Consider the following 21352-nt stretch of genomic DNA (forward strand, 5'->3'; position numbering starts at 1 on the left):
GGAGCGGGGGTCGAGGGCTCGGAGTAAACTTGCGGGTTCCGCCTGTCCAGCCGTCGGCGAGCAGGATTCACCCACCCGCCCTGTGACATCCAGCGGCGAGAGAAGCCGCCATCAGACGGAAGCCGGGCGTCCATATCTGATGAACGGGTCGACATTCGAGCACATTACCGGCTCACGCCCAACTGCCAACCTGTCAAGAAAGGTTTGCACGGGTATCAGCTGTCCACACTCACACATCGATCCGAAAGTCCGCAACCCAGCGTATGGGGTGGTGGAAAGACACGTGGAAGTGAGTAACGCCAGCGCGTGAAGGTGTCGCTGTGCTTCAGCCGAAGGGTTGTCCATCTTGGCAAGCCACTCGCGATCCTGCGGAGCCGCCCGCTCTTTTCCGCAATGCTGTCCATTGTCAACGTGAACACCCGCGATGGTCGCGAACATCGTGTTCGGCCTGCTCTCGGACAGGACTCGGTCCGCGATGGCCGATGCGACCCGTGGATCGTCTTTCTGGAGGTGGTTCCAGGCTGGTGCTGCTCAGATTTCACCGTGAACAGCTGACGGTTACGTGGAATGGCTCGGTGAGTGTGGCTTTCACCGCGGGTCCGCGGTGAAAGCCATACTCACCACATTCACTTGAGGCGTACCGGAAGACTCGTGTGCCCGTTCGAAATGAACGACGGCATCTTCTCCAGCTCGGAAACCTCCGCCGCCAGGGCCAAATCGGGGAACCGCTCGAACAGTGCCGGCAGTGCGAGTTCCGCCTCCAATCGCGCCAAGGGCGCGCCGAGACAGTAGTGCACCCCGTGCCCGAACGACAGATGATAACTCTTCGACTCCCGCGACAGCCGGAACTCGTCCGCGTCGGGACCGTGCACCTCGGGACAGCGGCCCGCCGCCGCGTACGAAGCTAGGATCGCTTCGCCCGCCTTGATGTGCACCCCGTCGATCTCGATGTCCTCCACCGCGTACCGCAGCGGAAGGTTCGCGATCGGCGCCTGCCACCGCATGGTCTCGTCGATCACCTCGGCCCAGGTGTGCTCCCCGGAGCGCACCTTCGCCAGCTCCTCCGGATGCGTCAGCAGCGCCAGGATCGCGTGGTGCAGCAGGTTCACCGTGGTCTCGTGCCCGGCCGAGATCATCAGGATCAGCGTGTCGATCAGCTCGGCCTCCTCAAGCACCGAACCGTCCTCGTCCCGCGCCGCGATCAGGCCGCTGGCGAGGTCCTCGCCGGGGTTCTCCCGCCCGTTCGCCACCAGCTGCCCGAGAATCCCGTACATCAGCACGCCGTTCGCCTGCGCCTCCTCGGCGCTGAGCGAGGTGTTGAACACCCCGTCCACCGCGCGCCGCAGATCCGGCCGGTGCTCCTCGGGCACGCCGAACAGCTGGCAGATCACCTCGATCGGCAGGGGGTAGGCGAAGTTCTCCCGCAGGTCCACCGAATCCGGCCCGGCGGCGAGCCGGTCCAGCAGGCCGGTGGTCAACTCCTCGATCCACGGCCGCAGTGCTTCCACTCGGCGCGGGGTGAACGCCTTCGACACCAGCGAACGGAGCCGCCGGTGGTCGCCGCCGTAGGCGGTGAACATGTTCTGCACCGAGACCCAGATCTGCAGCGGCCAGTCCTCGGGGATCTCACCGTCGCGGTAGGCCGCCCAATGCAGGTTCGGGTTCTTCGACACCCGCGGGTCGGACAGCAGTTTCCGCAGCAGCTCCGGCTGGGTTACTGACCACGCCACCACTTCGCCAGGGAGTTCCACCAGCGTCGCGGCTCCGCGGGCGCGGAGTTCGGCTCCTTCGGTGTGGATGTCACGGCCGTTGGGATCGAGGACGAACGGGCGGGCTGGCGCCATGGGTGCTCTCCTGTCGGGTCGGGAACGGGACTGGCCGGTGCGACGACGGGGGTGAACAGGACCGGGAGACCGGCCAGCGCGCGGTGGAACGGGCCCGGCCGCCAGCGCAGTTCGGCGTCCGGCACGGCCAGGCGCAGATCCGGCAGCGCGTCGAGCAGGGTCTCGATGGCGGTGGTGGCGATCAGCCGCGCCGGGCCCTGCGCCGGGCAGGAGTGCACGCCGGCGCTCCAGGCGATGTGCGCCCGGTTGCCGGCCCGCTGGGCGTCGCCCAGCTCGGGATCGGTGTTGGCGGCGGCGAAACTGATCACCACGGGCTCGTCGGCAGGCAGGCGCGCGCCCATCAGGTCGGCCGCCGGATAGGGGTAACCGGCGGAGTAGTTGGCCATGGGCGGGTCGCTCCAGAGGATCTCCTCCAGCGCGTCGTCCACGTGCAGGCTGCCGCCGGCCAGGTCCCCGGCGAAGCGCTCGTCCACCAGCAGCAGCCGAAGCCCGTTGGCGATCAAATTCTGCTGCGGTTCGGTGCCCGCGCCCATCAGCAGCACCAGCTGGTGCAGCATCTCCTCGTCGGTCAACCTCGAGGGATGCGCCATCATCCACGAGGGCACGTCCTGGCTCGGCTGCCGCCGCTTGAGCGCCAGCAGGTCCAGCATGGCCGCGGTCAGCTCGGCGTTGGCGCGCTCCGGATCCACCATGTCGAAGATCCCGCGCATCCCCGCGGTGAGCCGCTCGCCCAGTTCCGGCGGGCAGCCGAAGAGGTGGTTGAACACCTGCAGGGAAAGGGTTCCGGCGTATTCGGTGAGCAGGTCCGCCCGGCCGGTCCGGGAGAACTTCGCGATCAGCTCCCGCGCGGCCTTCTCCACGTAGTCCAGAAGGGCGTGCGGGTTCACCCGCGAGAGGCTGTCGGTGACCGCGCTGCGGTAGCGCGCGTGCACCGCGCCGTCGGTGAACAGGCAGTTCGGCCGGTAGCCCATCATCGGCATCACCGGATTGTCCGGCGGCTGAGTGGCCTGCCAGCGGCGCGGGTCCCGCGGATAGGTCTGCGGGGAGCGCAGCACGTCCAGCGCCGCCTCGTAGCTCAGCACCAGGCTCGCGTTCACCCCCGGCGCCAGCTCGACCGGCGCGACGTGGCCGTGTTCCTTGCGCATCCGCGCGTAGACCCCCGCCGGGTTCGCGGCGAACTCCTCGTCGTAGAGCGGGGTGCGCGTGGCGTGAGCGGGACAACCTACGGGCGGGATGGCGGGAACGGTCACGAATGCTCCTGGCGGACGGGAGTGAACAGGTAGTCGACCAGGCTGATCAGCGCCGAGGCGGCGGACGCGCGATCGCGGGCGTCACAGGTGACCAGCCGGGTCTCGGGTAGCAGATCGAGCGCCTCGCGTAGTTCGGTCTCGGGGAAACGCGGCGCACCGTCGAACTGGTTGACCGCCACCGCGTAGGGCAGGTCCAGTTCCTCCAGCAGGCCCATCACGTCGAAGGAGTCCTGCAGGCGGCTGGGATCGACCAGCACCAGCGCCCCGAGCGCACCGTGCGCCAGGTCCTTCCACATCTGCGTGAACCGCTGCTGGCCCGGGGCGCCGAAGAGGTAGAGCACCACCTCGTCGCTCAGTGTCAGGCGTCCGAAGTCCATGGCCACCGTGGTGGTGTCCTTGCCGCGCACGCCGGACAGGTCGTCGACCAGTGCGCCCGCCTGGGTCATCCGCTCCTCGGTGCGCAGCGGGCGGATCTCCGAGAGCGTGCCGACAAAGGTGGTCTTCCCCACCGCGAACGGGCCGACGATGAGGATCTTCACCGAGGTCCGGACCGTGGTGGGAACGTATCGGTCAGGTGAGAGCACGGAGGCCATCGAGTACCTTCTGCAGGAGTTGCTGGTCGGGGACTTCGGTCTCGCGCACCGCGGCCCGTGCTTCGATGTGCCCGCTGTCGAGCAGGTCCGACAACAGCACCTTGGTGACGCTGGTGGGCAGCTCGAGATGCGCAGCCACCTCCGCGACGGCCAGCGCGCCGCCCCGGCACAGCTCCATCACCCGCCGTTTTTCCGGGCTCAGCCCGGTCACCGGCGCCCAGGTGGCCAGCACCACGGTGGCCACGTCCAGGGTGTTGCGGGTCGGATGGGCCCGGCCCTCGGTGACCACGTGCGGCCGGACAAGCGCCCGTTCCCGCCGCTGCCCGCTCATGCCGGGTCGCCAGGTCCCTCGGCCGGAAAGCGCGGTGGCGCGGTGAGTTCCTGGCCGAGTCTTTGCACCAGCTCTTGCAATCGCGAGGAAACGCCCTCGATGTCCACCCGGCCGGTGGTGGACACCGCGACGTAGGCGCCCTGTCCTGCGGAGGTCAGGAAGACGAACCCGCCGTCGAATTCGATCAGCGTCTGCCGCCACTGCTCCGGCGGCTGACGGCAGAACTCGCCGGTGGCGCGGGCGAGCGACTGGAGCCCGGAGACCGCGGCGGCGGTGCGCTCGGCGTCCTCCACGGTGATTCCCTGCGAATGGGCCATCAGCAGGCCGTCGGCCGAGAGCAGCACCGCGGAGATGGTCTCCGGCATCTGCAGGGCCTGGTCGAGCATCCAGCCCAACCGGTTGTTGGTGGTGACGGAGCTGCTCACTGGAAGTCCCTTTCGTCATCGGTGGAAGAAGCGCGGCCCTGGCGGGTGCCGCGCTGCCAGGCCGTGGCCGTGGCGACCGGGCTGTGGTTCATCGGGGACTCGGTCACTTCCGGCGCGGCGGGCGGCGACACCGGAACCGACAACGTGGTGGTGGCGGCCGACCCGGCCACCGGGGCGCGTCGGCGACGGCGGGGCAGGCCGTGCGCGGTCGTGCCCAGGTCCTCGGCCGGTTCGGCCTGCTGTGGTTCCGGCGCGGAAACGCGCACGTGCGGGGTCGGGCTGGGGGTGATCGCGGCCGGGCTGGCCGGCGCGGCCAGCGACGGGACTTCCTGCGGTGCCGGCGCCGGGACCGCGGCGCGGGTGAGCAGCTCGCTCGGCAGGAACAGCACCGCGCGCACCCCGCCGAAGGGCGAGCGCATGTCCACCGAGACGCGGAAGCCGTAGCGGTGGGAAAGCACGCCGATGACGGCGAAACCGATCCGCGGCGGCACACCGAGCGCGGCGATGTCCTGACCGCCGTGGCCTTCCAGTAGCCAGCCCGCGCGCTGCACCGCTTCCACCGTCATGCCGACCCCGGCGTCGTCGATGACGATCGCCAGCCCGTTGTGTGCCTGCTGGAAGGTGACCTGCACGGGTGAGCCGGGCTGCGAGTGACGGGCGCCGTTGTCCAGCAGCTCGGCCACCGCGAGCACCACCGGTTCCACGGCCTGGCTGACCACCGCGGTGTCCGAAGGCGCCGGAATCTGCACGCGCGCGTAGTCGCGGATGCGGCCGGTGGCCCCGCGCACCACGTCGGTCAGGGTCGCGGCGGAGCGCTGCAGGCCCGGCCACGAACCGCAGAGCACGGCGGTCGCCTGGGCGCGGCGGCCCAGCTGCGAGTTCGCGTGGTCCAGGCCGAGCAGGCCATCGAGCACGTCGGGATTGTCGTGCTGCTCCTCCATCGCCGAGATCAGCACCTGCTGCTCCCCCGCGAGGTTCTGCACCGTGCGCATCATCGCGCGCAGGGTGGCGGCGGCGGATTCGGCGGCGTTGAGGCGGGTCTGGCCGGTCAGCTCGCTGATCACCACGAGCAGTTCGCGGTGGGGGTCCTCGCCGTTGAAGGTACGCAAGGGGCCGGGCACGGTCACGGCATGGTTGGTCTGCGCCTCGACGATTGCAGGCAACCGCCTGTGCAGCAGGTGCCGGTTCTCCTCCTCACGGGCGCGGAGTTCGGCCAGCAGCTGCTCACCACGACGGCCGGTGTTGACGGTGACCCGGCGTTGGCGCACCAACAGTAGCGCGAAGGCCGCGGCGAGCAGCGAGACACAGACCAGCACTGCCGTCAGCAGGGGGTACTCCATGGAATCCTCACGATCGACAGGGCAAGACGCCTGGGCCGAGCCGGGGATCATGCGGCAGCTCCACGGCAGCGGGGATCGAAGGACGTCATCAGCAGCGAGTACCGTAGCGCAAACACGCCGTGAGCGGCAGCCGCTTCCCGCGAGAAAAGTGGTTCTACGCAGGGTAAGCAGGCCGGGTGGGACGACGTAGCGGGCCCAGGAGTCGTACATTGGTCTCTACGAGCTCGTCGGCCCCGGACGTTGAGTGAGGCAGCATCTGCCGCTGAGTCGCTCAACTACGCTCCGCGGTACACCAGTGCGAACTGGACCACTCACTTCGGTGGCTTCACAGCCTGAACCACGACCGGCGTACAGCCGCCAGTGGCCAGGCTTCGCGTCCGCGGCCTTCACTAACAGACCGACTCCCACACCAATTTTCCTGGAGCGGGCCTGGAGCACGCCGTCGGTTACAGCTGCACGCAACGGCGTCGAACCGCACCGATCAGACAACAACTGCGCCAGTCGACCAGTGGGTTCTCGATTACCGCAGGTCAGCGCCTTGGTCGAACCTGACTGGCAGTGAGGGGTCAGGGGTTCGAGTCCCCTTCGCTCCACTTAAGGGTTCTAATCGCTGTTGACCTGCAATTTGACTCTTCGTAGCTCTAGCACTCTGGTCTGGCGTTCGACAGAACGTCAGACCAGAGTGCTATTTCAGGGGTTCCAACTCACCTCAGGTGCCATGTTGATCGACTCGTCCAGCGTGATCCGATCGGCCGGGTCGCCGCCAGGCCACGCGCTGACCAACTCCGTGTGGTCGGGGACCGGCTCAGGGATCCATTCGCCCACGTAGCGTTCCCGCCGGGCCCGCGCCGAGCTGAGCAGGTCCAGGCAGATGCGACTGGCGACGGTCGTCAGCCAGGCACCAGGGGACTTGATGGCCTCCTGCTGCTGCCGGGACATGCCGTACCAACGGGCGCAGGTCTCCTGCACGACGTCCTCGGCGTCGGCCAGGGAGCCGAGGAGCCGGTAGGCGAGATTGATCAGCTGACGCCGCTCACTCATGATCGCGGCCAAGCTTCAGTTCGACGAGACATAAGTGCGAAATGTGAGGTCGGCACGTCACCTCACATTTCGCAGGGGTACCTCGTCGAACTGCCGAAACGAACACCGTCCCCCTTGTAGGAGCGAACAAGCATGTCCACCATGACCGCGCTCAGCGAGCTGACCGGCGACTACGTCCTCGACACTGCCCACACGCGGATCGGCTTCATCGCCCGGCACACGATGGCCACCAGGGTGTGGGGCCAGTTCGAGGAGTTCGAGGGGAGCGCGCACCTGGATGGCGATGAGCCGTCGAAGTCCAGCGCTCAGCTTTCGATCCAGGCGAAGAGCATCCAGACCCGCAACGAGCAGCGCGACGTGCAACTGGGTAGCAGGTTCCTGAACGCGGACGACCATCCGGCCATCACCTTCACCTCGATCGGGATGGACCAGGTCGGCAAGACCACCTTCAAGGTCGCAGGTGACCTGACCATCCGCGGCGTGACCGAGACGGTTATCGTCGACTTCGAACTGACCGGCACCGAGAGGGACCGGCTGGGCTACCTCCGTGTCACCTTCCGGGGCAGTGCCACAATCAGCCGCAGGGACTGGGGCGTGAACTGGAACGCCGCGACCAGCGTCCTGGTCGGCAGGAAGGTGACACTGGAGCTCGACGTCGCCGCGATCCGGCAGTCCTGACAAAGGCGGAGCAAGCGTATGCATGTGCGGATCGTCACGATCAACCGTCCAGAACAATCAGGGTGCCCCCGGCGCCTGTCCCTGCTCAACCAGGAGTTGCGCCGCCGGGCCCCTGACCTGGTCGCGCTGCAGGAAGTCGTCGACGGCGATGGGCGTCGGCAAACTTACGAGTTGCTGGAGGGCGCCGAGTTGAACGGCACTCATCAGTCCGACGCGATGGGCTACCGGCCACCATTCGTCGATCGCCATGGCGGCAACGCGGTGGCCACACGCTGGCCCCACAAGGTCATGGAGCTCCTCGACCTGCGCCTGGCGGGCGCCGGTGATGTTCCCCGGTGCACTCCGGCGGTCAAGGTCGTGCTGCCAGGCTTGGGAGACCTGTTGTTCATTTCCGTCACCGCATCGTGGCGGCTGGATGCCGTAGCCGTCCGCGAGCAGCAGGCCATCGCGCTTACCGATCTCGACGCCCGGCACCGCACCGACCTGCCCATACCTGGAGCGTCGACAACGCCAGCGCCGCCGCCCTCCTCGACCAGGTCGTACGCCAGCCCGGGCACCGGCGCCGGCTCGACTACGTATTCACCGGTTCCTGGCACGCACATCCAAAGGCACGCTGCGAGATCCGTGCGGTCGGCCTTGCCTTCGATCAGCCCACCGATGGGGTCTGGCCGAGTGACCACTACGGCGTGGTCGTCGACGTCTACATCGACAGGAACGCTTCCGCTGGGAGCCGTTGACCTTCCACCTCACAGGTATCCCCCAGCTACCTGATGGTTGCCGAACCCCCTGTTGACCAGATCTTGCTCCAGACCGCCAAGACCCCACCCGGCCCGGTCACTGGCACCGCCGCCTGCTCGACCAGCTCTTCGCCGACAAGAACCTCACCCCGCGCGTCGTCTGCGAAGGTGACGAGCCGCCGCCACTCAAGAGCTCGTCAGCGCCGGCGCCGAACAGCGCGATGAAGTATCCACCGGACCGCCGGCCGGTACCTCGTTCGATGATGACCGGTGTCCAACCGATCTGCCGCAGTCGTAGCGCCGTCGCGATACCACTGATGCCCAGCCCGACCAACAGCGCCCGGCGGCCACCGTGCTCGTTGTATCCATGAGGTTGCTCCTAAAGGAATCAGGCATCTCCGGAGGTGAACCGGAGCGCCGATCGCGTCTCACGGGAGCCAGGCGTGCAGCGGACAGCGGCCAGCTCGATCCGGGCTTGAGCGCAATGATGAGTGAGCGGCGTCAGTTGAAGAACGTCGCGTACTGGGATTGGCTGAGGACGAGATACGTCCTCAGCCAACCCCGGCGGGAAATGGCTTACACAGATGAGCGAGCAGACGGGCTCACATCTCCGGCGGGAACCAGGCCTGAAGTGTTTCCATGTCGATCGGCAGTGAGATGTGTTCGTGCGTGATCAACCACGCGCCGTTCGACCGTCGGCAACTAACGGTCGAACGTACCCATATGGAGGTCTCGAGCCCGTTCGTGCGCTTCCCGGAATCCAGGTGAAGCATGTGCGCGACCGCGACGTCGCCACTCGCCTCAACGGCCAGCTGGTGTGTCTGCAGGCTGATGGGGCCGTCGTAGCCATCGAACCACCGCACGAAGTTGCGGCGGACTTCATCGGTTCCCGCGTACTGCATAGGGGGAACGACATCGAAATAGACAATGTCGGACGAATAATGGGACATGAGCCGGTCGATGTCCTTCACCTGGGCGGCATCGACGCGACTCTCCAAGAGGGTCCTAACCTCGGAATCGATCGAAGTCATCGCATTCTCCGTTTCGCCGTTCAAGAATTCTGACCGCGACCCCCAGTCCGGCTGGCGACGGTCCCGGTGGTTTCAGTAGTCCGACGACGCAACCCACGGAAATGTGAGGCGCCACGACGTTTCACCACAGGGACGTCATCGCCATCCGTTCAGCTCCGGAAGGCTCCGGCATGCTCGGCTGCCCAGGCTCCGTAGGTAAGCGCGGGGCGGCCCAGCACCTGATCCACCGTGTCCGTGGTCGGGCCTGACCGCTGGGCGTAATCGGCCAACGAGCCGAGCAGCCGCTCGGGAATCTCTTCGGGGAGCCCCTGAGCGAGCATCGCCTGCCGGACAAGCTCGGGCGGAAGCTCCTCGAAAGAGATGTCCTTGCCGATGGCAACGCCGATGAGGCGCGCCTTCTCGCGCTGGGACAGCGATTCTGGCCCGGTGAGCAGGTAAGCCTGTTCGGCGTGCCCGGGATTCACCAACGCCTGTACGGCTACTGCGGCGATGTCCCGCTCGTGGATGGGTGAGGTCGCGGCGTCGGCATACGCGCCACGGACCACGCCGGTCGAGCGGATCTGCGGGCCCAAGCGAGGCTGTTGGCGTTGAAATCTGCGCATCGAAGCAAAGACCACCGCAGGCCGGAGGCCATCACCGCCTCCTCGGCAGCCTTGAACTCGCCGGCGAACTTGGGTTTTCCCGCTGGATGCACCACCGTCGCCGCAGACAGCAGCACCACCCTGTCCACCTCGTGTTCGGCGGCGAGCGACAGGAGTTCCGGAATGCCGCGCCCGGCCGCGCGAGGGCTGAGGAGGAGTCCCCTTACCTCGCTCATCGTTTCCTTCAGGGAGGTCGGGTGGGACGGGTCGCCCTTCACCACGTGCGCGCCCGGCGGCAGTTCGACCCGTCCGGGGTCGCGCGTGACGGCGATCACCTCCTCGCCGGCAGCCGGTCGGCACCGCCGTGCGACCCATGGATTCGGGTCGGTGAGGCGAAGCCCTCGGGCGCGTTTTACGCAAGCCAGGCTTCCGTCCGGGCGGCTAGCGCCTTGACCGCGCTGGAGTCCGTACTTTGTGGACGGTGGTGGAAGGTCGTCTTCACGCGGCCTGCGGGGCGGTAGAAGAGCGGTTTCACGCAGAGAACGACAACAGGCTCTTCATAGCGGCCAGCCCGCGTCCGTGGCTCAGCTCAGCCAGCACCGGGCCGCGAGACGAGGGGCTCTGTTCAGCGAGGAGCAGTACCGTCCTGGCGTTCGGCTTCCAGGAGTGCGAGCAGGCCGGGAAACCTGCTCTCGACGTCCGTGCGTCGCAGGCGGATGCCCTTGCGGTTGCCGTAGTCGATCTCGTCGATGAGGCCTGCCTCGCGCAGGACCCGGAAATGATGGGTCTGGGTCTGCTTCGAGATCGGGAGAGCGAACGAGTTACAGCCTCGCTCGCTGTCGGTGCGGTCGGCGGCCAACTCCGTGATCACCGAACGACGGTGCTCGTCAGCGAGAGCGCGAAGCACCACGCCCAGCTCGAGCGCATCGACCTCTGGACCGACCAGGTTCGTTCCGGCCACGGACACCTCCTTCAGGTACGTCTTGCATCGTACCTGAAGGGATGCTCTACTCGAGTACGAAATCAATCGTACCTAGACGGCCGGAACATGGTCGTCGAACCTCCGAGAGGTCTTGTCATGAAGAAGCCCGAGGTGCTGATAGTCGGTGCCGGAATCGCCGGGCCCGCGCTCGCGTACTGGCTCGCCAGGAATGGATACCGGCCGACTGTCGTCGAGCATGCCCGGCAGCTCCGCTCCGGTGGCAGCGCGATCGTCGTGAAGGGGCCCGCGATACCGGTCGCTGAGCGCATGGGCATCCTTCCGCGGCTGCGCGAGCTCGCCACCCGCAATCGGTCGCTGACCCTGCTCGACCCGGCCGGCGAACGAGTCCTGCGACTTCCCACCTCCTCGGGAGGGTCGCCGGCGGTCGAGGTGACCCGGGCCGACCTGTCCGAGGTACTCCACCGGTCGGCGCGGGACGATGCCGAGTTCGTGTTCGACGACACGGTCACCGCACTCGAGCAGGACGAAGGCGGGGCCGACGTCACCTTTCGACGGTCCGCGCCACGACGTTTCGACTTGGTGGTCGGTACCGATGGGATGCACTCCACCATCCGGCGTCTGGTGTTCGGGCCCGAGCGGCAGTTCGTGAGCGACCTGGGTCTATACGGCGCGACCGTCCCGCTGGAACCCGGCGCCATCGACGACCCGAGCGAGCTGACGATGCTGACCGTGCCGAACCGGATGCTCGTCGTCCATCCCTCGCGCACCACGCCGCTCGCGATCTTCACCTTCCGGGCCGCACGACCTGCGTGCCACGACCGCAAGAACATCGCTCTCCACAAGCAAATCGTGGCCGACACGTACGCCGGCGTGCGGTGGCGGGCGCCGGAACTCGTGGCGGCGTACCTCGACCACCCGGCCCCGTTCTTCGACCCCCTGACGACCGTCCGGATGCCCTCGTGGTCCCGCGGGCGGGTCGTGCTGGTCGGGGACGCGGCGGCGGCCACAGCCCTGCTGGGCGACGGGTCCAGCATGGCGATGGCAGGAGCGTCTGCCCTCGCGGAAGAACTCGCCGCCCACCACGGCGACCACGCCCGCGCCTTCGCCACCTACGAGTCGCGGCTCCGCCGCGAAGTGCGACCGCGGCAGCGACGCGTCGGTCTGCTCTCCAGACTCATGGTGCCCAGCACTCGACCAGGCCTGGTGGTACGCAACACGGTGGGCCGCGCGATCGGTCGCACGAACCGGATCACCTCTCGCGAAACCGCGAACGGAAAGATCGCGTAGCAGAATTCACCGTGAGCGCCGGGCCAGAAGGGGCATCGTGATGTCGTCGACGATCCGGTCGATTGCCATGTCGGACACAGGTTTCAGAGTCACCAGAACTTCGTGACGAAAGAGGTCGAAGGGCAGCGAGATCAGGTGTGGTCTCAGAACGGAGGCGTCGACTTCGCCTCGATCGACGGCTCGTTCGAAGATGGTTTCGGCCGCCGAGCGACGCCCGGCCAGTACCCGCGCGCGGAGCTGTTCGAGGTTCGACCCTCGTTCGGCGAAGTATTCATCCAGAAGTACAGCGGTGACGACGAGAAGATCGATTCGGGAACGGTTCGCCGCCCGCATCATCGTGATCAGGTCACCGCGCAACGTTCCGGTGTCCGGAATATCGACGACACGCGTGGAGCTCTCGTACACCAGTGCCGCCTCGACCATCGACGCCTTGTTGGCCCACCGGCGGTAGATCACCGGTGTACTCGTACCGGCGCGTTTGGCGACCGCTTCCAGCGTGAAGGCCGCGTATCCGCGCTCGGTCAGCTCGGCCCAGGCGGCCCGGAGCAGAGCCTCTTCCAGGTCCTTGCCTCGTCTGCGGTGCATCCCTCGACCTCCCACAAGATGTGTTTGTGCATCTTATGTCGGCGGTGTACCGTCCGGAAATAAGAAGCGGAAGTACTTCTTATTGCGGTCGGTCCACTCCGGCCAACCGCCATGCACCGGCAGGAGAAAGCCATGAGCAACCAGGACACCGTGACCGTCCTCATCGAGATCCACGCGAACGCCGGCCACGAGCAGCAGGCCCGCGATTCGCTGCTGCACGCGATCCAGACCTCGGCGAAGCCCGGCCTGGTCAACTCCACGGAGTACGAGGATCTCGAAGACCCGGGCGCGTTCTACGCCGTCCAGGTATGGGAGAACGTGGACGCTTTCCACGCCCACATGAAAGACGCCGCCGAGAACGGGATGAACGAGGCGATCAAAGTGCTGCGTGAGCCTCCCAAGACCGCAGTGCTGCGCACCATCGGCTGAATCCGAACGGACCTGACCTACCCACCAGTGGCGACCAACAGTCCGACTCTCACACCGGTTTTCCTGGAGCAGATCTGGAGCACGACGTCGGTTACAGCTGCCCCCAACGACGACGAACCGCAGCGATCGGAGCTCAACCGCTCAAACCGACCAGCGGGTTCTCGATAACTCCAAGTCAGCGCCCTGCCGGAACCTGACTGGCAGTGAGGGGGCCAGGGTTCGAGTCCCCTTCTCCAGAGTGACGAAACACCGCCCACCTGGCAAGTTCGCCGAGTTAGAGCGGTTTTTTGGCCGTTACTTATTTTGAGAAACGATGCGGCGAACTTCAGTTATCGTTCAGCAGCTGGAGCAAATCCGGAGCACGACGTCTCACCCACCCAAGTGGGCTCACATCGTCTGCTCCACCGGCGTAACCCCCGGGTAGTTCTCCCCGGGGCACACCGCAACGTGTGGACCTACCCATGTCGATGAGCTGCAGATTCCCTCGGATTAAAAGTCCGGGCTCAGCCATGCCGCTAGTGACGTTCAGTGTCAAATACTGGCAGTTTGTGCAGGTCAACACCCCAGCCTTCGTCGAGGACGAGTACCATCCCGTGTCGACCCGTGTCGGGCTCTACGTCGGGAATGGAGCCCAATCTGAGACGGCGTGATCCCCCGACGCTCCACTCTTCCAACACTAAAGTCGACTACCGAGGAGCTTCACCAGCTCACCCGTTACGTGGAGAACCGAGGCATCATTCTTTTGGCCTGAACAACGTTGCCAGCAGCGCCCGGAAGCACTGCCGATCAAACATGGTCGACGCGACCTGCAGCAGCAAGATCACAGTCTTGTTACAAGTTGCGCTCAGGCTGCCCGACGACGCAAATAGAAGTTTGCCTATTCCTGCCCATGGTTAATCCCGCAACCAGGGACCAGCGAACGAGAACTCGGAAATCTAATCCGCAGTGCGATCATCGACGTCCACCCCACGAGGAACGGGCCCAGCGGCCGCGGGGTTAGGTTGTAGACCTGCTAATGATCATCGAAGCAGGCCGCCTTTATAAGCTGAACATCAGCCGACCAACCATCAGGGCGGGCCGACGGGTGCACCCATTGAAACCCTGACCTCGCCCACTTTTCCCTAGCGCGAGCTACTCCAACAGGAATTGCATCCTCGTATACAAATTCAGTTTCACAACAGTCGCAGATACCGTAGTGGGCGTCTTCCCATCTTCCCCCCACGGGGGATCACTCTGTATAAGGCCACAAACTCGACAGTGCATATAGCTTTCACTGAGCATTGAAATAATCCGAATTTGTCGGGGCTTCTTCGCTCCGTTCAGCTGCGCCTGCTGGTACTGCCGGCGCTTCTCGATAGCGCCCGGCTGACCGCGCTTGACGTTCATGTTCGTAAGCTGCTGGTCGCTGCAGTGATCATGGATACCGCTTCCGGCCACCGGATCGATCCCGTAGTCGCCACGCCAGCCGACGCAGTAGCCCGGCGAGTCCTCAGACACAAGGCCGACTTAAGAGCGATTTACGTCGAATTCCTCAAGCGCACCCCTAACTTCATCAAGGTCGTATCCGGTACGCAGAAACAACTCCCGACCACCCAACAACGAGACCACATATTGCATCATACGCAGCCAGCTGGAAATCAGATGACCTGACAGCTCCCCAACCGCTTCCTGACTACCCGGAAGGTCGGACGGCAATGGGCGCAGAGCGGATACAGAGACGGATCCGGCCTCGTACGCATCGTCGGAGATGATCCGAACCCTTACGGCCTGCCCGGCGAGGTTCTTGAGCGAATTTACGAATTCGACCAGAATTGATACAACTCCAGGGGACGCAACCTCACTTGCAAGAAGTCTCTCCTCATACTCGCGCAACTGATAGGTTACTTGTCGGATTACCTTAAACTGATTTTCGCTAAGAAGGAGGCAGGATTGAGAACTCTCAATCCTGCCTGCCCTTCCATTATTGGAATCACTCGAGTTCATTCTTGAACCAATCATATCCACCTCGCGGCGTATACACAGTTCCACCCACTCCATCCTCAATCACGACAGCCCCCTTACTTGAGTCCCAGTACCCGACTCGGCCGTGCCTGAGGTATCGGGTCTCGATGTTCGGAATCTGCTCGTTGATTACTCCATCGACATAGTGTCCTAGCGCTCGCTCGTCGACGCCACGCACGAAATGAGTCCCGTCACCGGCAAGCGCCCTCTCATTGGCATGATCGGCAATGTTCTTCGCGATCGGATCCAGAGAACAGTTGTGGACAAGGATCGGCGTGGTCTCACCCACCAGGACGTGGTAGGTATGCAGGGTGTCGACGGTGAGGTTGTAGACGCGCTGACGCTGGGACAGCCACCGGTCGACCTTGACCACGGTGACGACCGCTCCAGTATCCGTCCGGAGGTTATCACCAGCCTTGAGGTCGGTCGCGTCGGTCCAGGACGCGTGGCCTGGCGACCAGAACGGGTGCTTATCGGTAGCGATGACTACGCCGACCTTGTCACCGCTGGGACCGTCGACGTCAACGGTTAGCTCGACCAGATTCTTCTGGCCTTCTCCGACGATGGTCGCGATCACCGGGCGCGGCTCGGTGCGGCCGGTCTCAGGGTCTGTAGCGACGACCTCGTCACCGACCTCGACCTCTTCGATCGGCTTCGTCACCCCGCCGACAAGCAGCACCCGAGTACCCGCGACAAAACTATTCGACGTAGCACATTTAGCCACGGCAGGCCCGACGTCACCGGCTTCCTTTATTCCCTTTCCGGCCGCCTTGACCCCTGCAGCCGCCCAGCCGACGAAGGGAATGGCGGCGGCCGCGGAAAGCCCTGCGTTGAAGTCGTCGCCTTCACCGGCATATATTGCCGCGTTGACGATATCCGCGGCCTCGCCGACCAAGGGAATGTAGCCGACGATGTCAAGTCCGTTATGTGCGGCGTCGGAGAGGCTTTCCGACCTAAACAGGGTCCAGAGTGCGCCTGCACCGGTCCAGGGCACCGCTACGGCGTCTATCCACTCCAGAGGCGTCTGAGGACGACGCTTCGGCTTCTTCCCACCGTTCATTCGCGACTGCTCGAACTGCCGGCGTTTCTCGTTCGCGCCCGGCTGGCCGCGCTTGACGTTCATGTTCGTGAGCTGCTGGGGGCTGTAGTGACCGTGGATACCGCTTCCGGCCACCGGGTCGATCCCGCAGTCGCCACGCCAGCCGACGCAGTAACCGGGTGAGTCCTCGGGTGCGAGGCCGGTGGGGTCGCTCAGCGCGATCGGGTTGTTGTTGGCGTAGCTGTAGCCGTTGATCTGTTGCGGGCTGGACGGGTCGAGCAGCGGGTCCAGCGACACGAACCGGCCCAGATCGGCGTCGTAGTCACGAGCACCGAGATGCGTGAGCCCCGTCGAGGCATCGATCGTTCCACCGACGAAACCACGCTCACCCGGCATACCGGCGTCGGGACCCCGCTGGCTGCCGAAGGGGGTTTGGCGTCGCTGCTTGACCGTGAGGTCATTCGCGTTGATCGCAACCTGCGTGGTGCCTTGATGATCACCAGTCAGCCACGTCAGGGCAGTGTTGGTCCGCATCGCGACGGTCGCTCCGCCGTGGGTGTAGTACCTCGTCGTGGTCGCGTTCCCACTCGTCTTGTCGAGGCGAACCTCCTGCTGACCGAGGTAGAGTGTCGTGCCCGTCGGATCGCGCCGGATCAGCCGATCACCGTCGGCGTCGTAGAGGAATGACGTGTCCGAAGCTCCGTCGGTCACCTTTTCGAGCTTGTTCTCGACGTTCCACTCAAGGTTCTGCTGCCCAGAGGTGCCGGGGCGGGTCTTAGTGTTGCCGAGTTGGTCGTAGGTGTACTGAGTCGTCTTGGCGCCCGTTGGCCCTTCTGTTGTGACGGAGTTGAGCACATGCGGTTTGGCGGTGCCGGGGGCGGCGTAGCTGTATTTGCGGGTGATGTCGCCACCGGCTAGGTGCTGGGTGTCACCGGTCCGGTTGCCGGACTTGTCATAGCTGAAGGATTGCCAGTACGGGGCCGGGCCACCGAGGGCGTTGACCGCGGGGGGAGCGCCGCAGTCTGCGTTGACGGGTGTCCATGCCTCGGTGAGGCGTTTCAGATAGTCGTAGCCAAAGCACTGCTTGTCGACCGGCTGCCCGAGCGGGGCGTTACCTATTGAGGTGATATTGCCCGCGGGGTTGTAGGTGTAGCGGGTGTCGGTCTGCATCGGCTGCGGGACCTCTGCGTCGACGATGGTGCGATCGAGCCGACGGGTGTTGGTGTCGTAATAGTTCGACAGCCAAGCCCGTTTCCCGCCGGTGCTGGTGCTGCTCTCACCGCCGAGCTGCAACCGTTGTGGCTCGCCGTAACGGGTGTATTCAGTCCCCGACACGTAGTCCTGGTAGTCGGGGCCGTCCCAGCTGCCTTCGGTCGTGAGGGGGTTCCCGAGATCGTCGTAGACGTGGAGCAGGCTCTCGGCAGGTAGGTCACCGGCCTTGGGAACGCCGGCGCCGCCGACGCTTCCGTCCGGGTTGTACTGCAGGAACGATTGGTAGGTGCCGGCGAGTTTCGGCCCTTCGACCGGCGGGATGATGATCGATTGGACGGTCGGCTGATACAGCGGTCCGTAGACGTTGACCTTCTTGACGTAGGCGTTGCCGTCGACCCAGCGAGTTGACGACGCGACCTTCCCGATGCCTTTGAACGCGGTGTCGTAGACCCATTCGTTGAGCTTGGTTCCTGACAGGTTGTCTTTGAAGACGCCGGTCTTGCGGCCGAGTTGGTCGTAGCGGTAGGCGAGGGTGGTGTTGCGGGCGTCGGTGCTGCTGGTTTGCTGGTTCAGCTTGTTGTAGGTGTAGGTGGTGGCGCCGCGGTCGGGATCATCGGTGCGGATCAGCGAGCCGTGGATGTCGTAGGTGTAGGACCAGCGGTTGCCACTCGAGTCGGTGATGGCCGCGAGCTTGTCGGAAGGGGTGTAGTCGTATTTGGTTTCGTCGTAGTCGTCGCCTGTCGGCTGGGCGCCGTGGTACTGCCGAAGACTGCGGGTGCGGCCACGGGCGTCGGTGATTGTGGTGGTCGCGAGACCACCTTCCGGCGGCGTGACGCTGACCGAGTCTCCGCCGTAGGCCGTGCTGGTTCGCCACTTCTCCTGTCCACCGGCCCGGTAGATCGATGCGGTGGCCCGGCCGGCCCCGTCGAATTCGGTTACGGTCAGTCCGGGTACCTCGGTGTCGCTGGCAACCCAGAGCGAGGTATCGACGGGTTGGTCGTTGTAGAAGGGTTGGGTTGTCTTGTAGGCCCGGCCCTGTGAGTCGTATCGAGTGTCCACCAGCAGCCTGCCGCCACCAGGTGCGGGTGCCTGGGTTTGCCGCGTCCGGTAGAGACCGTCGAGGATCGCGGTCGAAGTGGTGTAGTTCCCGTTAGGGCCGATACGCGTCGTGGTGATCGAGCTGGGGGCGTCCTTCCGGACGTCATAGGCGAAGCGGGCGGTGCCTTGAGCGTTCTCTGCTCGGGGCCGGTTCGGTTGCCAGACTTCCGCCTTGCGCCCGAGCGCGTCGTAACTGATCTCCGTGACGCGGTTGTTGGGGTCGGTGACCTTCAGAGGTGATCCCCACGCGGGCTCGAACGCGGTGGTTGTCTTGTGCCCCAGTGCGTTGGAGGTGACGAGCTGTGTGACAGGGCCACCGATGGCCGGCGTATAGGTGGAAGTGACGGTGGTGCCCTCAGCATCGGTGATCTCGAGCGGGCGCCCGTAGACATCGAGTTTGGTCTTGGAAGTGGTCCGGTAGATCGGAGTGGAGCCGTTGTAGCTGTCGACTTCTTCAGCCAGCGTGACGTCTCCGACCGTGGGCGGAACACCATTAGCGAGGGTGTCGTAGGATAATCGGACGTCGGAGATGGTGTCTCGCGGATACACCGGCAGCAGACCACATCCTGCAGAGCGAGTCTCGACCCTCGACGGGAAGCTCAACAGCCAACGTGTGGTGTTCTGCGCGTAGGTCGTGGTCGTGCAATGTTCGTCCCCGGAGACGGCGATGTCACCGAAGTCGTTGACCTTGGTGGGCAAGCCGTTGAGATCGTATTCAGTCGTGGATTTCGCGACGCGCCAGCCACCCGAGGCCAGTGCCGCGAATCCGCGCTTGACACCGGTGTTGACCAGGTATGCCTTCAAGGAGCCTTGAGTGGCTGTCGGGCCTTGCCAGGTAGGTTCGGTGATCGTCTTGCCGACGATGGCACCGCCTTCGCTGTTCTTGACGATACTCTCGAGAGTGAAGCCTTGGAGCCAGCCCTCGTCGACGTAGGTGCCACCTTCACTGTCCTGCACACTCGCCGGACGCGAGCCGTTGTTGGGAAGCTTGTCCCCGTGCATGCCGCGGAAGTAGCGGGTTTCGGTGTACCCCATCGGCCCGCTGGGGTCGTCGGGTTTGCCGGTGCGGACGATGACCTTGCCGAACCCGCGGAATTCGTTCCAGGTCTTGTCTTTCTCGATCTCGAAATCAGCTGTGGAGTAGTGCCACGCCGCACCTTCGGGATAGGAGTAGCTGGTGACCTGTTCACTGCTCGTACTCATCCAGTCGGACTCCACGACCGACTCGACAACGTACTTGTTGAAGTAGTCGGTGCGCTCGGCGAAGTCGCGCTGCGTCCAGGTGGCCGGGAAACAACGTTTGGTGTTGGTTTCCGGTTTGTCCGGCAGCGATGCGGCAGTACAGTCGGCGGCGGCGTAGTTGATCGTCGTGACACCGCCGGCTTCGGAGACGATCGCGGAGAGCCGATACCGGTTCAGGGGGCCTGCCCCGTCGCCCTTGTCCACCCGGTTCGCGAGCTTCTTGCCCTCGAAGGTGACCTTGGGCAGCGCGATCGGTGTTCCGACATTACCGGTATGGATAATGCTCTTGAGCCAGAGAGCGGCTTTCCGGCCATCACCGGGATCCGGGAATTGGTGCTCCAGAGTCCAGCTGTCGACATCCGCGTAACCGTTGTCTTTGCGGATCTGGGCGGTGATCTTGGCGAGGCGTTTCGTCGACCAGAACGTGGGACTGTAGCGGTCCTTACATGACGGGCCTTCGCAGCGATCTGCCAAGGCGACGTCCGGGAAATTCTCCGGCTTGTCAAAAGTGCACAGGCTGCCGGGAACGCAGCGATCCTCGGTCGTGAAGGTCACCTTGCCGGTCGCGGGCGCTGAGTCACCGTCACGAAGTCCGTACTGGATTTCCTTGAGCGTTCCGCCGCGGACGTAGGACACAGGTGTGTCTTTGAGGTTCTGCCCGTAGTTGTTGGTCTCGACGTCGTAGGTGTAGCGGATCAGGTTGCCGTGCCGGTCCACGACCTTGTCGAGGTTCCAGCGGTAGGCCTGCACGCAGGCGGAGTTTTCGAACTTGTTGTCTGCCGCGTGACACGGTTCGCCAGCGTCGTCACCGTATACCGGTACTGTCCAAGTCGACTTCGACGCCGGCGCGGACCCGAAAAAATACTGGGTACCGTCGACCGTGGTGATCTTCCAGTACTCGCCGTCACGAGCACCGTTCGCGGCGCCGGTGAGATGCTCGATTCGGGAGCCGTTGTCGCTCTTCTGACGCCATGCCTTCTTGGTGGCGTCGTAAACCAGCCTGCCACCGGACCCATTGTAGGACGCGATCGCGTTATCGCTCTTCCAGCAGAGGTCACCGACCTTCGGCGGTGTCGTTCCGTTCTCTTTGTCGTCTTGACAAGCGCCGTAGGCCCGTTCGACGAAGCCCGGGTGGAGGTCCCATCCGTCCCCGACCCAGGATGCCTGGTTGTTCGTGGCGCTCGTGCGCCCGTCAACCGCCGACGAGGTGTAGGACAAGGCGAGGTTGGGCGTCAGGTTCCCTGCGGTGGGAGGCACACGCAGTGGATACGACCAGGAGAAATCTCCCGTTTGCGTGGATACGTTCCAGGTTGCCGTGGGCGAAAGCGACGTCGCTTTACTGGTTCCGCCGCCATCGGGGGTAGTGGAACCAGTGGGTTGATTTCCCGTGAGCGCGGCCAGGCTCGCTTCGTCGAGGTTGCGCCCCTGCATGGCCTGCTTCGTCACAGGAGTCGAGCCGACGTTCGGCAGATCAACGCTCGGACCCCCTGCCGCGTTCGCGACTTGGGAGGTGCTGACGCCGGTCACGACCAGCGAGCAGATCAACGCAACGGTCAGGGTTCTCGAAGTGCGGCGTGTGGACGACTTGTGTCGCATCAGTTCTCCAGGCTGGACGCGGTGAGGCCTTCCCCAGCGCGGGGCTACCTCGTGTGCGGTGGACGATTC

Annotated in this window: 17 protein-coding genes and 2 pseudogenes; 5 read left to right on the forward strand and 14 right to left on the reverse strand. The window is 64.9% G+C overall.

The features are described from left to right. Positions 1-626: 626 nt before the first annotated feature. The 7 genes and pseudogenes from ACLJQ7_RS33950 to ACLJQ7_RS33980 all read right to left on the reverse strand — a co-directional run. Complete coding sequence (locus ACLJQ7_RS33950) at positions 627-1733, reverse strand: cytochrome P450 family protein (RefSeq protein ID WP_410652311.1); 1107 nt, start codon at positions 1731-1733, stop codon at positions 627-629. After that, the gene (locus ACLJQ7_RS33955; protein WP_410652236.1) at positions 1715-3094 is read right to left on the reverse strand and encodes a cytochrome P450; all 1380 of its coding nucleotides are present in this window, start codon (positions 3092-3094) and stop codon (positions 1715-1717) included. Before ACLJQ7_RS33955 ends, ACLJQ7_RS33950 begins: the two co-directional genes overlap by 19 nt. After that, a complete protein-coding gene (locus tag ACLJQ7_RS33960; protein WP_410652237.1) occupies positions 3091-3687 on the reverse strand; it encodes a GTP-binding protein in 597 nt (198 codons plus the stop codon). Before ACLJQ7_RS33960 ends, ACLJQ7_RS33955 begins: the two co-directional genes overlap by 4 nt. Beyond that, positions 3665-4018: a DUF742 domain-containing protein gene (locus ACLJQ7_RS33965; protein ID WP_410652238.1), complete on the reverse strand. Its 354-nt coding sequence runs from the start codon at positions 4016-4018 to the stop codon at positions 3665-3667. Before ACLJQ7_RS33965 ends, ACLJQ7_RS33960 begins: the two co-directional genes overlap by 23 nt. Then, positions 4015-4443 (reverse strand): roadblock/LC7 domain-containing protein, encoded by a 429-nt coding sequence (locus ACLJQ7_RS33970; protein ID WP_410652239.1) that lies wholly within the window; start codon positions 4441-4443, stop codon positions 4015-4017. Before ACLJQ7_RS33970 ends, ACLJQ7_RS33965 begins: the two co-directional genes overlap by 4 nt. Beyond that, entirely contained in the window at positions 4440-5783 is a 1344-nt protein-coding gene (locus ACLJQ7_RS33975; RefSeq protein WP_410652240.1) for an ATP-binding protein, read from the reverse strand. Before ACLJQ7_RS33975 ends, ACLJQ7_RS33970 begins: the two co-directional genes overlap by 4 nt. A gap of 714 nt (positions 5784-6497) precedes the next feature. After that, a pseudogene (locus ACLJQ7_RS33980) lies at positions 6498-6824 on the reverse strand (sigma factor); the annotation flags it as partial. Between the two features lie 132 nt (positions 6825-6956). Between ACLJQ7_RS33980 and ACLJQ7_RS33985 the strand changes: the two are divergent. Together ACLJQ7_RS33985 and ACLJQ7_RS33990 are read left to right on the forward strand one after the other, a co-directional pair. Beyond that, entirely contained in the window at positions 6957-7502 is a 546-nt protein-coding gene (locus ACLJQ7_RS33985) for a YceI family protein (protein WP_410652241.1), read from the forward strand. An 18-nt stretch (positions 7503-7520) separates the two neighbouring features. After that, positions 7521-8273, forward strand: coding sequence for an endonuclease/exonuclease/phosphatase family protein (locus tag ACLJQ7_RS33990; RefSeq protein WP_410652242.1), 753 nt, complete (start codon positions 7521-7523; stop codon positions 8271-8273). 168 nt (positions 8274-8441) lie between these two features. On the opposite strand, the pseudogene ACLJQ7_RS33995 reads toward ACLJQ7_RS33990, so the two are convergent. The 5 genes and pseudogenes from ACLJQ7_RS33995 to ACLJQ7_RS34015 form a co-directional block, all read right to left on the reverse strand. After that, positions 8442-8576: pseudogene (locus ACLJQ7_RS33995) on the reverse strand (FAD-dependent oxidoreductase); the annotation flags it as partial. Between the two features lie 265 nt (positions 8577-8841). Beyond that, positions 8842-9270: a YybH family protein gene (locus tag ACLJQ7_RS34000; RefSeq protein ID WP_410652243.1), complete on the reverse strand. Its 429-nt coding sequence runs from the start codon at positions 9268-9270 to the stop codon at positions 8842-8844. A 149-nt stretch (positions 9271-9419) separates the two neighbouring features. Then, a complete protein-coding gene (locus tag ACLJQ7_RS34005) occupies positions 9420-9842 on the reverse strand; it encodes a hypothetical protein (RefSeq protein ID WP_410652312.1) in 423 nt (140 codons plus the stop codon). Next, positions 9749-10186, reverse strand: coding sequence for an NAD(P)H-binding protein (locus ACLJQ7_RS34010; protein WP_410652244.1), 438 nt, complete (start codon positions 10184-10186; stop codon positions 9749-9751). Before ACLJQ7_RS34010 ends, ACLJQ7_RS34005 begins: the two co-directional genes overlap by 94 nt. Before the next feature lie 290 nt (positions 10187-10476). Further along, a complete protein-coding gene (locus tag ACLJQ7_RS34015) occupies positions 10477-10812 on the reverse strand; it encodes an ArsR/SmtB family transcription factor (protein WP_410652245.1) in 336 nt (111 codons plus the stop codon). Between the two features lie 117 nt (positions 10813-10929). On the opposite strand from ACLJQ7_RS34015, the gene ACLJQ7_RS34020 reads away from it, so the two are divergent. Further along, on the forward strand, positions 10930-12081 hold the full coding sequence (locus ACLJQ7_RS34020; protein ID WP_410652246.1) for an FAD-dependent monooxygenase: 1152 nt from the start codon (positions 10930-10932) through the stop codon (positions 12079-12081). A gap of 6 nt (positions 12082-12087) precedes the next feature. On the opposite strand, the gene ACLJQ7_RS34025 is transcribed toward ACLJQ7_RS34020, so the two are convergent. Next, complete coding sequence (locus ACLJQ7_RS34025) at positions 12088-12666, reverse strand: TetR/AcrR family transcriptional regulator (RefSeq protein WP_410652247.1); 579 nt, start codon at positions 12664-12666, stop codon at positions 12088-12090. A 132-nt stretch (positions 12667-12798) separates the two neighbouring features. Here ACLJQ7_RS34025 and ACLJQ7_RS34030 point away from each other — a divergent pair, with 132 nt between their 5' ends. Together ACLJQ7_RS34030 and ACLJQ7_RS34035 are read left to right on the forward strand one after the other, a co-directional pair. Then, positions 12799-13095, forward strand: a complete 297-nt coding sequence (locus tag ACLJQ7_RS34030; protein WP_410652248.1) for a putative quinol monooxygenase — start codon at positions 12799-12801, stop codon at positions 13093-13095. A gap of 1296 nt (positions 13096-14391) precedes the next feature. Continuing rightward, on the forward strand, positions 14392-14745 hold the full coding sequence (locus ACLJQ7_RS34035; protein ID WP_410652249.1) for a hypothetical protein: 354 nt from the start codon (positions 14392-14394) through the stop codon (positions 14743-14745). A gap of 319 nt (positions 14746-15064) precedes the next feature. Here the strand turns inward: ACLJQ7_RS34035 and ACLJQ7_RS34040 are convergent, their stop codons facing one another. Then, positions 15065-21283, reverse strand: coding sequence for a polymorphic toxin-type HINT domain-containing protein (locus ACLJQ7_RS34040; protein WP_410652250.1), 6219 nt, complete (start codon positions 21281-21283; stop codon positions 15065-15067). Between the last annotated feature and the right edge of the window lie 69 nt (positions 21284-21352).

Source organism: Amycolatopsis sp. cmx-4-54 (genome assembly GCF_046548895.1).
Taxonomy (GTDB): Bacteria; Actinomycetota; Actinomycetes; order Mycobacteriales; family Pseudonocardiaceae; genus Amycolatopsis.